Source organism: Gemmatimonadaceae bacterium (assembly GCA_035633115.1).
Classification (GTDB): domain Bacteria; phylum Gemmatimonadota; class Gemmatimonadetes; order Gemmatimonadales; family Gemmatimonadaceae; genus UBA4720.
In genome coordinates, this window is sequence record DASQFN010000079.1 from 171,106 (window position 1) to 186,650 (window position 15,545).

15 protein-coding genes are annotated in these 15,545 nt (G+C 62.3%); 9 read left to right on the forward strand and 6 right to left on the reverse strand.

Annotated features, from left to right (window positions below; genetic code table 11):
• Positions 1–16: 16 nt before the first annotated feature.
• The 6 genes from VES88_10465 to VES88_10490 are packed head-to-tail and all read left to right on the forward strand — an operon-like array spanning position 17 to position 5,082.
• Positions 17–874, forward strand: coding sequence for a sugar phosphate isomerase/epimerase (locus VES88_10465; protein HYN81914.1), 858 nt, complete (start codon positions 17–19; stop codon positions 872–874).
• Between the two features lie 33 nt (positions 875–907).
• The gene (locus tag VES88_10470) at positions 908–1,696 is read left to right on the forward strand and encodes a carbon-nitrogen hydrolase family protein (protein ID HYN81915.1); all 789 of its coding nucleotides are present in this window, start codon (positions 908–910) and stop codon (positions 1,694–1,696) included.
• Between the two features lie 38 nt (positions 1,697–1,734).
• A complete protein-coding gene (locus VES88_10475; GenBank protein ID HYN81916.1) occupies positions 1,735–2,937 on the forward strand; it encodes a P1 family peptidase in 1,203 nt (400 codons plus the stop codon).
• A gap of 40 nt (positions 2,938–2,977) precedes the next feature.
• Positions 2,978–3,676: a hypothetical protein gene (locus VES88_10480; protein ID HYN81917.1), complete on the forward strand. Its 699-nt coding sequence runs from the start codon at positions 2,978–2,980 to the stop codon at positions 3,674–3,676.
• Between the two features lie 4 nt (positions 3,677–3,680).
• Positions 3,681–4,208 carry a DUF4440 domain-containing protein gene (locus VES88_10485; protein HYN81918.1) on the forward strand — a complete coding sequence of 176 codons (528 nt, stop codon included), beginning with the start codon at positions 3,681–3,683 and terminating at the stop codon, positions 4,206–4,208.
• A 13-nt stretch (positions 4,209–4,221) separates the two neighbouring features.
• On the forward strand, positions 4,222–5,082 hold the full coding sequence (locus VES88_10490) for a L,D-transpeptidase family protein (protein ID HYN81919.1): 861 nt from the start codon (positions 4,222–4,224) through the stop codon (positions 5,080–5,082).
• Positions 5,083–5,102: 20 nt separating this feature from the next.
• Here VES88_10490 and VES88_10495 read toward each other — a convergent pair whose 3' ends face one another.
• The 5 genes from VES88_10495 to VES88_10515 all read right to left on the reverse strand — a co-directional run bounded on the left by VES88_10495 (position 5,103) and on the right by VES88_10515 (position 9,291).
• A complete protein-coding gene (locus VES88_10495) occupies positions 5,103–5,435 on the reverse strand; it encodes a GYD domain-containing protein (GenBank protein ID HYN81920.1) in 333 nt (110 codons plus the stop codon).
• A 60-nt stretch (positions 5,436–5,495) separates the two neighbouring features.
• Positions 5,496–5,771: a histidine kinase dimerization/phospho-acceptor domain-containing protein gene (locus tag VES88_10500; GenBank protein HYN81921.1), complete on the reverse strand. Its 276-nt coding sequence runs from the start codon at positions 5,769–5,771 to the stop codon at positions 5,496–5,498.
• Positions 5,768–6,169 carry a response regulator gene (locus VES88_10505; GenBank protein HYN81922.1) on the reverse strand — a complete coding sequence of 134 codons (402 nt, stop codon included), beginning with the start codon at positions 6,167–6,169 and terminating at the stop codon, positions 5,768–5,770. Before VES88_10505 ends, VES88_10500 begins: the two co-directional genes overlap by 4 nt.
• Before the next feature lie 6 nt (positions 6,170–6,175).
• A complete protein-coding gene (locus VES88_10510; protein ID HYN81923.1) occupies positions 6,176–8,536 on the reverse strand; it encodes a response regulator in 2,361 nt (786 codons plus the stop codon).
• 134 nt (positions 8,537–8,670) lie between these two features.
• A complete protein-coding gene (locus VES88_10515) occupies positions 8,671–9,291 on the reverse strand; it encodes a hypothetical protein (GenBank protein HYN81924.1) in 621 nt (206 codons plus the stop codon).
• A 217-nt stretch (positions 9,292–9,508) separates the two neighbouring features.
• Here VES88_10515 and VES88_10520 point away from each other — a divergent pair, with 217 nt between their 5' ends.
• On the forward strand, positions 9,509–10,033 hold the full coding sequence (locus tag VES88_10520; GenBank protein HYN81925.1) for a cyclase family protein: 525 nt from the start codon (positions 9,509–9,511) through the stop codon (positions 10,031–10,033).
• A 20-nt stretch (positions 10,034–10,053) separates the two neighbouring features.
• On the opposite strand, the gene VES88_10525 is transcribed toward VES88_10520, so the two are convergent.
• Entirely contained in the window at positions 10,054–10,581 is a 528-nt protein-coding gene (locus VES88_10525) for a hypothetical protein (GenBank protein HYN81926.1), read from the reverse strand.
• Positions 10,582–11,091: 510 nt separating this feature from the next.
• Here VES88_10525 and VES88_10530 point away from each other — a divergent pair.
• Positions 11,092–12,687 carry a hypothetical protein gene (locus VES88_10530; GenBank protein HYN81927.1) on the forward strand — a complete coding sequence of 532 codons (1,596 nt, stop codon included), beginning with the start codon at positions 11,092–11,094 and terminating at the stop codon, positions 12,685–12,687.
• A gap of 209 nt (positions 12,688–12,896) precedes the next feature.
• Positions 12,897–15,536, forward strand: a complete 2,640-nt coding sequence (locus VES88_10535; protein ID HYN81928.1) for a protein kinase — start codon at positions 12,897–12,899, stop codon at positions 15,534–15,536.
• The last annotated feature ends 9 nt before the right edge of the window (positions 15,537–15,545 follow it).

The window sequence follows — 15,545 nt, forward strand, 5'->3', positions numbered from 1 at the left end:
TCCGCCGAGGGCTCACATGTATCGTCGAGATTTCGTAGCTACACTCGGTTCAGCTGTCGGGCTCACGCAGCTCGCATGCGCCGCGCGCGCGGCAACGCCAGGGGCCGGCACCCGAAGGCTGCGTCGCGTCGGCGTGCAGCTGTACAGCCTTCGTGACGACGCGAAGCGCGATCTCGAGCGCACAATCGCGGACATCGCCGCCGCCGGTTACAACGACGTCGAGCTGCTCGGCTCGATGAACAACTTCGGAATGTCGCCCGCCGCGCTGCGAGCGGTTCTCGATCGTAACGACCTGCGCGCCCCATCTACCCATGTAAGCGGGAATGCGCTCGACAACATGCAGCGGGAGCTAGGAGACGCGCAGACGCTCGGTCACGAGTATATCACGGTCGCGAGCCTGCCGATTACGAGACCGCCGACGCTCGACGACTATCGCCGCTGGGGTGACCGCTTGAACGAGGCCGGGCGAATTGCGCGCGAGCGGGGCGTCTGGATCGCCTTTCACAACCACGCAAACGATTTCGTCGAGATCGACGGCCAGATTACCTACGACGTCCTCGTTGCGCGAACGGATCCGGCCGTCGTTCGCCTGCAGCTCGACACTGGCAACGTAGCTATGGCAAAGCGCGATCCGATGGATTACATGAAGCGGTTTGGCGACCGCTACTGGCTGTTTCACATCAAGGACGTGCCGCAGCTCGGCGCAACGGCAGACACGGAGCTCGGCAAAGGGATCCTCGACTTCCGTCAGCTGCTTCGCAGCATCGAGCGCATCGACGAGAAGCATTTGTTCGTGGAGCAGGAGACGTATCCGGGCACGCCATTAGACAGTGTGCGCCGCGACTTCGTGTATATCTCGCGACTGCAGTTCTAACGTCGCGCGAGAGGCGACTCGACGAAACGCACCATGCGCATTGCTCTCGCATCGCCTCGCATCGCCTCAAGCCTTGAAGACGGACTGGACAGGATCAAGCGGCTCCAGTCAGACGCAGCTGCCCAGGGCGCGGAGATCGTGTGCTTCCCCGAAGCCTACCTGCCTGGGTTGCGAGGTCAGGATTTTGACCCATTCCCTTATGATCACGTGCAGCAGGAGCGGGCACTGCACGCTGTGGCCCAGGCGGCGCGAGAGCTTGCGATCGCCACCATCCTCGGCATGGAAAGGCTCTCGAACGAGGGACGCCAAATCGTCGCTTACGTCATCAACGCCGACGGCGGCATTCAGGGATATCAGACCAAGAACCAGCTGGATCCGACTGAAGACCAGTTCTATGTGCCCGGGAATACGCGACGACTGTTCGCGATCAATGGAACCAAGTTTGGAATCGCCATTTGTCATGAGGGATGGCGGTACCCCGAAACGGTACGATGGGCGGCGATGCGCGGCGCAAAGATTGTCTTCCATCCTCAGCTCACGGGGACTGAGCGGGAAGGTGTTCGCCTAACGGAGTGGGGCGCAGCTGACGGGCCGTACTACGAAAAAGCGATGATGATGCGCAGCAGAGAGAACACGATCTACTTTGCCAGCGTCAATTATGCTTTGCGCTTCCAGGAATCGGCGACGAGCCTGATCGCCCCCTCGGGCGAGTGCCAGGCGTATTTGCCATATGGGCGGGAAGGCGTGCTGGTGCAGTCTATCGACGTCGGCGAAGCAACCGGGCTTCTGGCCACGCGGTACGCACCCGATCGCTACCGGTAATTGACGGACCAGGTGCCACCTCAGTTCGGAGTGTGAACATGTTCCGCGCCGCAGCTCTCCTGCTCTTCCCCGCTGTGCTGGCTACCGCGCAGACGCCGCGCGCCCGGGAGCTGGGAATCGCCGCAAGCATTGGAGGTACGCCGGGCGCTCTCGATGCGATCACCGACGTGGCCGGAGTCGAAGTCGGGCACACGACGCTCGTGTCCGGCAAGGGCAAGCTCGTTGTGGGGCGCGGCCCGGTACGCACCGGCGTTACCGTCATCCATCCTCGCGGTAAGAACAGCGCGGATCCGGTCTTCGGCGCGTGGGCCACGCTGAATGGCAATGGAGAAATGACCGGAACCACGTGGCTCCAGGAGTCCGGGATTCTCGAGGGCCCGGTGGCGATTACGAATACGCACAGCGTTGGTCTCGTGCGGGACGGAATTCTTCAGTGGCAGGTGTCCCGTCCTGGTCTGCAGCCGTGGGGGTTGCCAGTTGTAGCCGAGACGTACGACGGAGGCCTCAGCGATATCAACGGCTTTCATGTAAAGACCGAGCACGTCATCAGCGCTCTCAACTCTGCGACCCCCGGCGCGGTGCGCGAGGGCTCCGTTGGTGGCGGTACGGGAATGGTCTGCCATCAGTTCAAGGGAGGAATCGGTACGTCATCACGCCGTTTGGAATCTCGCGACGGCGGTTATACGGTCGGCGTTCTAGTCCAGTGCAATTACGGTCTGAGACAACATTTGCGCATTGCGGGAGCTCCCGTAGGTCAGGAGATAACGGATCTCATGCCGTGCGTTGCGAACGCGGACACGACACTCCGGCCGCAGGCAAGGCGATGCGACGGCATCTCGAAGACATCGAGCTCGGTACCGATAACTGCCGAGCAAGGGTCCATCATCGTCGTGGTGGCGACTGACGCTCCGCTGCTCCCTCATCAATTGAAGCGACTCGTAAACCGGGTCGCGCTGGGTATTGCGAGAACGGGCGGCTTCGGTGGGAACAGCTCCGGCGACATTTTTCTCGCCTTCTCGACAGCTAACCCGCGCACCGGCAACGATGGAAACGTGGTAAAGGTCGACATGCTTCCCAATCCGCGAATGAATGCGCTGTTTTACGCGACTGTCCAGGCTACAGAGGAAGCGATCGTGAACGCACTTCTCGCAGCCGAGACAATGACGGGAGCAGACGATTTTCGAGTTTATGCGATGCCCCGCGACCGATTGATGGCCGCACTGAAAAAGTTCGTGCGATGACTTTGTCTCGGACGATGACCTTGACCATCTTTCTCGTCAAATGACCGAACGACGTTTCAACGACGAGGAAGTCGCGGCGATCTTCGAGCGCGCAGCGGAGGCGCAGCACACGAGCCCGCACCATCTCCCCTCGGGTGAAGGGATGACGCTGACCCAGCTTCAGGAGATCGGCCGCGAAGTCGGGATCTCACGCGAGCAGCTTGCTGAGGCCGCGAAGGCCATAGAGCTGGCCGGGCGCCCGACGTCGCGCCAGTTCCTCGGCCTCCCCATCGGCGTTGGACTGACAGTCGATCTCGGTCGAAAGCTTTCAGACGACGAGTGGGAGCGAGTCGTCGTGGATCTGCGCGAGACCTTCGATGCACGCGGGACACAGAGATCAGAAGGCTCATTTCGCCAGTGGGCGAACGGCAACCTGCAGGCTCTCCTCGAGCCTACCCCGACCGGGCATCGGATTCGCCTCAAAACAATCAAGGGCGACGCGCGCGGCATGATTATCGGCGGGCTCGCAATGGTTGGCTTTGCAACTTTTACCCTGATTTCCGCCAGCCTGCGTGGAGCCTTGGGGGATGTCGGTTTCCTGTCGTCACAGGCCCTCCTGGGAAGTGCCGGCGCCGTCATGTTCGGGCTCGGCGCGTTTCGACTCCCGAGCTGGGCAAGGCTTCGCCGGCGGCAGATGCAGGAGGTCGCCGCACGGGCCGCGGTGGTCGCAAGCTCGCCCAACCCGCCACACGCGGAGTGACCGGATGTCTACACATATTCGCGCAGGTTTCATCACGCTGTTCGTCCTGGTCACGGCTTGCTCCGAGGGGGCTCGCGAGTCGCCCGGCGGCACCGACACTCGCGTTGACAGCGACGCCAACGCCGCAGCCGGCGCCGGCATCGATTCGCTGAACACCCGCCTGGTGGACGCATATCGTCGTCGAGACCCGACAGCGTACGGGGCGCTCTACACGGACAGTGCGGTTTTCGAATGGCCGGCGTTCAATACGGTCCGGGGTCCCGCGGGAATGGAAGCAATGGTGCGTACCAATTGGATCGCACTCAAAGACATGGACCTGCAGCTGAATGTCTCGTCGCGAAGGATCGCGGCGAATCACGCGACGGAGTTCGGCGCGTTCCAGCAATCCTGGAGCGACTCCAGTGGTGCACGCGTGACCGAATTTGGTCGATACGTGACCATTCTGGCCCGTGGAGCCGATGGCGGCTGGAAGATCGACCGCTTCCTCGGTTTCGCGGACTCCACCCGGTCCGTCGCTCAGGCGCGGCCGTGAGTGCTGATTCATCATGAGCATTTCTCATCGCATGTTGTTTGCGGCGGCCATGGCATTCGTGCTGGCATGCCGTGTCTCCCCCGCGCCGCCCGCGCCTCCTGCACCGCCCGCCCGGCCTGCCCCACCTGCGCCGCCTGCACCGCCCGCCCCTCCGGCGCTGCTCGCGCAGACTACCGTGCAACCGCTTGTCGCTGCAACGCAGCTCGTGGTAGTGACGACAGCAGGCTGGGACTCGACCTCGGGTGAGCTCCGCCTTTTTGTTCGCGGAAACAGGGATTCATCATGGCGCCGCAACGGAGCGGTAGTGCCGATCGTCGTTGGCCGGACTGGTCTCGCGTGGGGAGTAGGTTTCGACGAGCTCGCCGTCGCCGGCAAGCCGACTGCCGGACCACGAAAGTTCGAGGGCGACGGCCGCTCGCCGGCCGGGGTGTTCCCGCTCGACACGGCATTCGGATTTTCGCCCCGCGACTCGATGCGGTCGGTGCGCCTTCCCTACGTTCAGCTCACGCCAAGAAGTGAGTGCGTCGACGACACCGCCTCTGTGCACTACAACACCGTCGTCAATCGCAACGCCGTGCCGCGCATCGATTGGAAGAGCGCCGAGCACATGCGCCGGATCGCGCAATATCGACTGGGCGTGATTGTCGGCTACAATGCATCGCCGCCGATGAAGGCGCGCGGCTCGTGCATCTTTTTCCACATCTGGTCCGGCCCGCGCTCGACGACGGTCGGGTGCACGGCGCTCGATGCGAGGGAGCTCGAGCGGCTCATGGCGTGGCTCGATCCGCGATCACGACCCGTCGTGGTGCAGGTTCCGGCGGCTGTGTATCCGGTGGTGCGAGCCGAGTGGGGCCTGCCCGCACTCGACGGCTGAAGAATGCGAATCGCGACCCACTAAGCTTTCTCGCCCGGCGGCCGATACGTGATCGACGACGCCTTCTCCAAAGCTGCGAGGGTATCCTCGACAGTGAGGAGAACAATCGTCTGCAAAGAGCTGAGCGCTCCGCCGGCGCTGATCGCCAGCGCGGTGGCTGCCATCGAGACGTTGTCCGGAGCCTCCCACAGGGTGTACGCGTCGTGCTCGCCGAAGGCATACCAGAAGCCGTGCAGCTTTCCCCCGACCGCTTCGATGTACTGCTTCGCCGCGCCACGACGGTCTTCCGGGTTCTTGATGAGCCTCGCCCATGTCGCCGGCGTGTAGCTGAAACGGGTCAGGTAGAACGGCATCGGTCTTCCTCCTTGCTCGAGTGTCTGAATCGGCCTTCGCTCCCCTGCGACTGACTCTCGTCAGCCACCATCGTTCGGACGAGTTGCCTGAAAGTTGTCCGTCATCAACCCGAGCAGCTCGTGGCCCGCCTTCCTGATTTTCTCGAGATAAGGGATGTACTCCTCGCGCCCCGCGTCCTTCATCTGTTCTATCAGCAGCTCCGAGTAGCCAAGGATGTGACCAAGTGGCGTGCGGAGATCGTGGAGCAGATTCGGCGGCAGCATGTGCTGAACCGCCTTCTCTATCTCCGGGGGTAGCTGAACCGCCTGCTCTATCTCCGGGGGCAGATCGCTCATGAGCTCTTTCCTCCGCCCGCGGCTCTCCCCGCGTCAGAGCCGAGGAGCACCTCCATTTTTCCAAGCAGTCGCGACAGCTCGATCGGCTTCGTGTCGTAGTCGTCGCAGCCGGCTTCCAACGCCCTGTCGCGGTCCGTGGACATCGCATGGGCGGTAAGCGCGATCACAGGAATGTGCTTCGTTTCCGCCGCGCCTTTGAGAGTACGGGTTGCTTCCCAGCCGTCGATCAGGGGAAGGCTCATGTCCATCAGAATAAGGTCGGGTGATTCCGATTGGGCCATCGCAACTCCCTGCTGACCGTCCACGGCAATCATGACCTCATATCCCCTTCGCTGTAAGCGGCGCGACAGCATGTCGCGATTCATCTCGTTGTCCTCGACCAACAGGATTCTGGGCATATTCCGTCAGGCAGCGAATATGCGCGGTACGGCATTGTTGTCCAATGCCTCACGCACCTGCTGTAGCAGCTCCTCCTTCGAGTTCCCCTCTTTGTGAAGAATGGTTTCGACATACCCGTTGAGCCGGCGTCGCTCCTTTCCTGTAAGCTCCGCCGCAGTCACTACTACTATAGGAATGGTGCGCCACTCGGGATGATCGCGCACCTTCTCGACGAACTCGAAGCCATCCATTACCGGCATCAGCAGATCCAGAAAGATCAAACTGGGACGGTCGCGCTCCATCGATGCGAGGCCGACCTCACCGTTCTCGGCTTCTGTCACTCGGCAGCCTTCTTTCTGCAGCATCTTCCGCATCGAGGCGCGAGTCATGGAATCGTCCTCGACGACGAGAATCGGGCACTCTGGTGTTGAACAGGAATATCGCTTGAGAATCTTCGACAGCCGGCGCCGATTCACGGGCTTCGTGACGTAGTCCGAGGCCCCGAGTGTGTGGCCTCGCTCCGGGTCGTCCACCATCGTCAGCATGATCACCGGTACCTCGCGCAAACCCGGACTGGCTTTGATCGCCTTCAGGACAGCCCACCCATCCATGTCGGGCATCATCACGTCCAGCGTGATCGCGATGGGAAGCAGCTCGAGTGCGAGACGCAATCCTTCCTCGCCAGTGCTGGCGCAACGTACGCAATAACCCTCCTTGCTCAGAAAGCGCCGCATGAGATCGCGCTGCAACAGGTCGTCGTCGATTACGAGCACGCACGTCGATGGCTCCGGGATTGGATCCGTGCTGCGATCGATCCCGGCTACCACCCGGTCAGGATCTGGAACTTCATCGCCGAGCAGCTCGGGCCTCGCTTCGTGGACGATTGCCGGCAGCTTGATTGTAAAGATGCTGCCCTGGCCAGGAACGCTGCTCACCGTCACGTCGCCGCCCATCATCTGGCAGAATCGCCGCGTGAGCGCGAGTCCCAGTCCCGTGCCTCCGAACTTGCGGGTGGTCGACGCGTCAGCCTGCGTGAAGTCCTGGAACAGCCTGACGATCTTGTCGGGACTGAGGCCGATGCCCGTGTCGGCGACGCGAAACGAGATCCAGTCCGCGTCATCCATCGCTTCCCTCGATGCGTTGAGCGTGATGGACCCGTCGTGGGTGAACTTGGCGGCATTCGACAGAAGGTTGAAGAGCGCCTGCCGCACCTTGACCTGGTCCGCGCGCATTCCGCCGAGATTGTCGGCGCGCTCGATGTTCAGCTTGTTGGAGTTGTTCTCCACCATCGGCTTGATCGTAGCGGCGACATCGTCGATCAATGCCTTCAGATCGAAGTTTTCGAGATACAGCTCCATCTTGCCGGCTTCGATCTTGGACAGGTCCAGGATGTCATTGATGAGCGCGAGCAGATGCTTGCCTGACACGGTGATCTTCTCGAGGTCCGCGCAGAAAGAATCGAGCTCCCGATCGCTTGCCTCTTCCTGCAGCATCTCGGAGTAGCCGACGATCGCGTTGAGCGGTGTCCGGAGCTCGTGGCTCATGTTCGCGAGAAACAGGCTCTTGGTCCGGTTCGCAATCTCCGAGGCCTCTTTCGCCTTGGCTACTTCTTCTTCCGCACGCCGGCGCTCGGTGACGTCTTCCATTGCGAGGACGAGCAGCTCCCCGTGGTGCCCCGCCTGAAGCTTTCGGGCGTTAAGGAGCATCACCCTCCGACCGAGTGCCGGAAAGTCGTGCTCGAGCTCGAAGTCGTTGAACACTGAGCTCTTCGGCACGATGTCCTCGAGGAGTGTTCTGAGCGCCGGGATATCCCATTGGCCGTTGCCCAACTCGTAGATCAGGCGATTTTCCGTTTCGTCCGGTGAAACCTTGAACGTCTGGTAGAACGCCCGGTTTCCGGATTGCACGCGCAGCGTCGTGTCGAGGATGAGCAGCGGCTCCCGCACCGTGTCTACGATGTCCTGAGCGTATGTCTCGATCGCTCTCAGGTCGGCCTCTGAGCGCCGCCTTTCCGTGACGTCTTCCATCGCGAGGACGATGATTGCGGAGTGGCTTCCGGCGCGCAGCTTTCGGCCGTTCAGCAGCATCACACGACGCCCGATTATCGGGAAGGTATGCTCCAGCTCGAAGTCGTTGAACACAGAGCTCGTCGGGATGACGTCCTCGAGCAGTGTTCGCAGGTCGGGGATGTCCCACTGACCGTTGCCAAGCTGGTAGATGAGCTGGTTTTCGGTTTCTGCGGCGGAGACATGGAACGTCTCGTAGAACGCGCGATTTGCGCTCTGCACGCGGAGATTCGTGTCGAGCATCAGAAGCGGCTCGCGGACGGTGTCTACAATGTCCTGCGCGTACGTTTCGATGTCTTCGACGAACGGCACTTGAGTCATGACTACCTCTAGGTCATTTGAATCTAGCCTAATCCAAGGACGAACTGTCCTTTTCCGTACGTTTGCGCCGCCGCGGGGGCGGGAGAACGGCTTGACAAAACGGCGGGAAGATCCCTGTCCTCCCCGCCGTTTAGCTATTTCAGCTGGTGCCCGTGCTCTCCGAGGGCAACAGTGTACGTCGCACCGGGAGCGCACTTAACCGACGCGTTGGTCGATGTGAAGATTCCGCGTGGATTGCCTTTCCACAGCCACACGTGCAAGTCGTAGTGGCGAAGGCTTGCTGGCATGATCGGCTCGTGCCCATCCATTGGACCGTAAAGCGTCTGCCCGAAAATCGTCGGCGCCTTGCCACCGGCAGCTTCTACCGGCATGAACCACTCTGCCGCGGTGAGCACGAGCTTGTCGCCAACCTGCTCGTAGATGAGCACCTGCGGCTTGGCGGGATCGAGCACCGGGCCGATGTTGGCCGGGTTCAGGAAATGAACACCCATCGCGCCGGGTGGATACTCGATTGGTCCGTCCTTCGCACCTTTGGGGAAATCAATGCACGCGACGGTCGAGAAGTATCCGTCCCTCACCGCGACGAGAGGGTCGCTGTATTTCGCGAGCGCGGCTTTGGCTGCCTGAAGGTCGGGCGACAGAGCTGACACCGCGGTTGCCTGGGCATGCGTCGTCGATGGCGACACGACGACGAAAGCTGCCGAAGCGAGTAGGAGTGCGGCTGAGTACCACCTGTTGGTCGAGCTGAAATGCATAATGTCTCCGATGAATTGCGGGTTCACTTGAATGACTTGCTAGCCCTAGAATGGAGAAGTGTTCAAAGGGCGTCAACTAGGGCAGCCCGGCCTGCTCCAGGGAAGGAGCTGTCCTGAGGCTTGATCATGAAACTCAGCCCTCTTCTTCTGGCTTCTCCTGCCTGCGTAGTTCTAGGTTTGTAGCTCTCGGCATTTCCCCAAGGAGGGCGATCTGAACTTGAACTTGTCATTGGGGGCGCACAGCGGAACGCACGTCGACGCGCCGTTGCATTTCATTCGCGACGGCGCTTCCATAGAAAGGCTCGCACTCGAGGCGTTCATCGGGCCTGCTCGCGTGTTCGATATACCGGAAAGCGTGCAGTCCATCGACGCCGCGGAGCTCAACCGGCACACGTGGCGCAATGCCGAGCGAGTGATCTTCCGGACGAGGAGCTCGGTGCGAGGGTGGATGAAGGAATCGACGTTTCATCGCGACTTCGCCTTCATCACGCCCGATGCCGCTCAGGTGCTCGCCGACGCCGGTGTAAAGCTGGTTGGCATCGACTACATCTCGGCGGAGAAGTTCGGCGCGCCGGCGCCTGTCACGCATCGGATCCTGCTCGGCAAAGGCATTCCGATCGTCGAGGGACTGGCACTCGAGACGATGCAGGCCGGTGACTACGATCTGATCGTGTTACCGATGAAGCTGGCGGGAAACGAAGGCGCACCTGCCCGTGCGGTCATGCGGAAAGTCGCGCGTTAGACGGGTCGTCTCCAGGCAGGCTAAGCAGGAGAGTTGCTGCTTCGGCGTGACTTGAGGATCGCTGCCGCGGTAGTCGCGGCAACCACTGCGAGCAGAAAGACTGCGAGCAGAAAGACTCCGAGTCGAACAGCGTCAACCTCGAAGTGCGCGGTGACGATCTTCCGTGTGAAGGCAACGGTGGGAGCCGAGCCGGTGGTATCCCGAATCCACTCGGACCTTAGCTGCTCGGGCACGCTGTATCGCCGTTCAATGTCCTCGATTCTCTCCTGCCACTCCCGGGCTGTAGACGTATCACCCTTTGACACTCGTGCCTGGAAGGCAGTCTGCTGTCGAGCAGGTATGGCGAGTGAAGGACGGGCGTAAATGGCTGCGGAGGGTATGCCCCAGCTGACCGTATCCAGGACTGTGGCCGGCGGTGCACCCGGGACATCGAAGGTCATGCGCATGACAATCGCTCGAGCGGTCCACGGAGGATGAAGCGCAATCAGGGCGGCAATCGCGGCACCACTCGCGAGGATCATCCGGCGTGACATCGAGGAACGGATCATGAACTAGTCCGTGAAACATAGCGCCCGCACCGTATTGACTCGGGTGGTGCCGGGATTGGTATCACTCCAGGCTGCCGGGTGGTGCAGATCCCGAATCTGTCGTCCGCGAGGTCCACCCTTACCAGTTACCGCGCTGGGAGTCCGTTGCATCTCAGTAGCGCCGCAGCGTCACCTCGTGGCCAGCTGCTCCGCGACTTCACGATGGAAATTCACAATCACCTCCAGCCGCGTGTTTGCCGGCTTCAGCAGCACCGGAAGCTGGCCGGAGAATCCAAGCGCGGATCTCGAATGACCCCTTATAGTTGTTTGCTCGCTCGCGGTGCCATAGCCCGACTACATCGGCGCCCGCTCCGCAGCGAGTGACGCACCTGGCCTGGTCGTAAGAATTGTCTGCAAATCCTGCCCTGCCTCACCGAGGTAACTATGTCGCTGCTACAACGCTCTGGTCTACTCCTTCTCGCAACGGGCTTGCTCATCCCAGCGATTATCAGAGGACAGGAGCCGTGGACCGTGAAAGTCTACTCCACGATGAATCCGCTTCCGATCGGCACGTGCGCTGCGGTGCGCCTGGAGATCAGAGATCCCAAAACACGCGACATTCCCAGGAATCCTTCCGGCAAGTATGTCACGATCACCGATTTCGACATGTCGGTGACGGCGGACGGCGGAGCGGTTGCGGCGCAATGGCAGGATCCTTACCACCTGCTGGCGTGCGGCTGCCAGCGCGGAACGGCTGGGAGTAGCGCGGTGGTCACGGCGAAGTATCCTGCGCGTGCTCTGGCGCAAGCATCGCGTGTACCGGGCGTCTCCGTGGAAGCTGCGGGGAATTTTTCACTTGCGAGAGCGCTCAGCGCGTCCGATCCGCCAAGCTGCGCTGTGCAGAGCGCCGCCGCCGCTATCCCCGGGACAGGTGCAACGCCGATAACCGGAGTTACGCGTCCTCAGGCCGGTACGATCGCGCGGTCACCAACACCAGCACCAGCGCCCGCGTCCCCCGCGTCGGCGCCAACCGCGGTGACGGCGTCCTCGCCAGCGAGCGGCACGCCGCTCGCCCCTGTCGCCAAGCAGCCAGTCGGGGGGAAAACGCCGGTATCCACTGAAGTTGTCAGCGGCCCACTGCCCGTAGCGCCGACCGGTGGCAAGGTCCGAATGCCACCACCGGCCGCACCGCGTCCGGTGGTCCCGATCAACCCTTCGGGTTTCACCGCCCAGGAGACGAGTCAGGGCGTGGTGCGGCTTTCGTGGCAGCCCGTGAGCGGCGCGTCCTACTATGTGCTGCTGGGACCCGGGTTGCCCCTGGGCGGCGTCAAAGTCGGCCTCGGCAAATCGGGCGTCCCGCAAATAGTGCACACTGCGACTGGCGTTCGACACGGCAATCAGGAATGGGCAGTGGCCAGCTACTATGACCCCGGCCCGGTCTCTACGCCCGCAGCGGCGTTTCCAAGGGTTACGCTGAACGTTAGCCCCCCGGTGCCGGTCAATCCCTCAGGGCTCGCGGCCGTGCAGACGGCCACGGGTCAGGTCCGGCTGTCATGGCAGCCGGTCGACGATGTGTCTTACTACATGGTGACGGGACCCGGCTCGACCGACGGTGGCGTTAGAGTTGACGCCGCCACGTCTGGCTTTGGCGCCAGCGACGGGAAGACGGTGATTCAGTCTGACGTGGTACTTGCCGTGACGCAGGTTCCAGGCGGAAACCACGAGTGGTCCGTGGGGAGCTACTATGATCCCGGGCCAATATCGTCGGCGGAAACATCATTCCCGAGAGTTTCACTTAACGTCACACCGCCCATCAATCCGTCCGGGTTTGCCGCGGTGCAGGTTGCTCCGGGTCAGGTCCGGCTCTCATGGAAGCCTGTCAGTGGCGTGTCCTACTACATCGTGACGGGGAGTGGCTTGGGCCTGGATGGAACGCGCGTCAGCCCCCCCGCTTTTGGCGCCAGCGGCGCCGGTGGGACGGTGGCTGAACCCGACCTGGAATTCATCGTGAACGCGGTGGGCCTCTCAACGTGGCAGGTGGGCAGCTATTTCGATCCTGGTCCGCTCTCGACTCCCTTCAACGACTTTCCAAGAATCACGTTCTTTGTGACGGGCCCAGCGAAATGATGTTGGCGTGAGCGATCACGTAAGCACGCCTGTCGCGATCATCATTTCGGTGCTCGTGATCCGCGGTTTCCTCCTGCTCTCCATAGGGCGGTTGCGGAGAATGCACGTGGCGTAGGCACCGTCAACGCGCTGGAGCCCGATCGCATCGTCGGGCCCATTTTGAAAACGCTGGCTCGGCCTGACCACGCATTGTAGGTTAGCAGCCGCCCATGCAAACCCGCCTCGGTACCGCGCTTGAAGGCCGCTACACAATCGACCGCGAGATTGGCGTGGGCGGGATGGCTACGGTCTACCTCGCGCGCGACGTCAGGCACAACCGCAGGGTCGCGCTCAAGGTTCTGAACCCCGAGCTCGGTGCCGTGCTCGGCGCATCGAGGTTCCTCGCCGAAATCGAGGTGACGGCGAATCTGCAGCACCCGAACCTCCTGCCGCTATTCGATTCCGGCGAGGTCGACGGGCTGCTGTTCTACGTGATGCCTTACGTGGAGGGCGAGAGTCTCCGTGTGCGCCTCGACCGCGAGAAGCAGCTTCCGGTGGACGAGACCGTCAGCATTGCATCCGCAATCGCAAGCGCATTGGGCTACGCGCACCGGCACAACGTGATTCATCGCGATCTCAAGCCCGAGAACATCCTGATGCAGGAAGGGCAACCGCTTATCGCCGACTTCGGGATCGCGCTGGCGGTGAGCAATGCAGGCGGTGCGCGCATCACGCAGACGGGGCTGAGTCTGGGCACGCCGCAGTACATGAGTCCCGAGCAGGCGACGGGTGACCGGGTAGTCGACGGTCGCACGGACATCTACTCGCTCGGCGCAATTACATATGAGATGCTCGTGGGTGATCCGCCGCACGTGGCGAGCACTTCTCAGGCGATCATCGCGAAGTTGCTGACGGAGAAACCCGCGAGCGTGCGCGCGAGCCGTCCGAATGTGCCACCGCATGTGGATGCAGCCATCGGATGCGCACTGGAGAAGCTCGCAGCCGACCGGTTCACGACGGCTAAGGAGTTTGCCGACGCGCTCGAAGGCAAAGGCGCGATCGCTACATTGGCCTCGTATCAACCGTCGCCAGTCAAAGCTGCAGTTAGCCGAAACTCGCGCATTCGGGAAATCGCTGCGTGGTCGCTCGTGGGCGCACTGGCCGCCTGGCTCGGCTGGCACTACTTGAGACCGCAGGAGCGCCTCGATGCCCCGGTCATTCGCGCCAACTTCGACCTGCCGGCCGGGGCCCGCATCAACGATGCGATGACCGGCACGACGATCGCCGTGTCACCTAAGGGAGATATGATCGCTTTCACCTCGGTAACCGGGGTGAGCCGCCGGATGTACGTGCGGCGCATCAACGAGATCGCAGCGCGGCAGGTTTCGGAAGCGGCAGGACGCAACCTCACTTTCTCGCCCGACGGCCGCTGGGTTGCCTTCACCGAAGGCAACGTGCTCAGGAAGGTCTCGGTGGACGGTGGGCAGATCAGCACTGTCGGGACGACTGGCAGCGCCGTGCCCTACGGTCTGAGCTGGAGCAAGTCCGGCATGATCTACGTCGGGTCGTTCAGCGGAATGTGGGCCTTGCCGGAGACTGGCGGGGAAGCGCGGCGCGTGAACACCGATTCCAGCGCCCTGCGGAGTGGAAAACGTTGGCCGCTCGTCCTGCCCGGTGGAAAAGCAATCGCATACGTCGCTGCAAGCAGTCCCTCCCAACCACAGCGGCTCGCTGTGATGACGCTCGAGGGCGGGAAGATCGAGGAGTTCGACCTGAGTGTCGCAATGCCGCTGGGAATGCTTGGCGACCAGCTCGCTTATGTCTCACCGTCGGGCGGCCTGATGGCGGTTCGCTTTGACAATTCCGCGCGTCGGCCGATAGGTGATCCTATTCAGCTGGACGAGGGAGTGCTCCTCGATGCGACGGCCGGAGCAAAGGCATCGCTCTCTTCCTCCGGGACCCTGGCATATCTCAGCGGGCGCGCACAGTTCCAGCCGGTACTCGCCGCCTCGGGCGGTCCGGCGCCCACCGCACTGATTCGCGAGCCCGGCAACTATGGCACTCCGCGTTTTTCGCCTGATGGCGGGCGCGTCGCGATCTCGGTCGTCGGCAATAACACGACCGATATCTGGATCTACAACGTTGCCCGAAACACGTTCACACGCCTCACGAACGAGGGTGCCAACATTCGACCTGAGTGGACCCCGGATGGACGCCACGTGATCTTCATTTCGGCGCGCACGAACAAGACCGGGATCTGGCGCCAGCCGGCTGATGGAAGCGGGCCGGCAGAGCTCCTTTACCAGCCCGAGGTCGAGCCGTTCGAAGCGGTCATGTCGCCGGACATGAAATGGCTCCTCGTTCGCACGTCTCCCGGCGCGAAGTACCCGCGCGACATCCTCGCCGTGCCGCTCACTGGCGAGCGAACTGTCGTTCCGCTGGTGACCGGACCTGAGACGGAGAGCATGCCCCGTTTGTCGCCGGATGGGAAGTGGCTTGCCTACCACTCGAATGAGAGCGGTCGCTTCGAGATCTATGTGCGGCCGTTCCCGGGAAGTGGCGCGCGAATACAGGTGAGCGACGCTGGCGGCTCGGAGCCACTGTGGGGCCGCTCGGGCCGGTCACTGTACTATCGCACCCAGCTCGGTGAGGTGGTCGAGGTCGATGTGACGACGGGCGCCGAATTTTCGATCGGCGCTCGAAAGGTCGTTCTTACCGGCGACTATCTCACCGACTCTTCACACCCCAATTACGACATCGCGCCCGACGGACGCTTCCTGATGCTCAAGCGCGCAGGCGCCGAGTCGCAAACCATCGTCGTGCACAACTGGGGCGCGGAGCTGCGGGAGAAAACGGCCGCCAGGAAGTAGCGCCGCCTC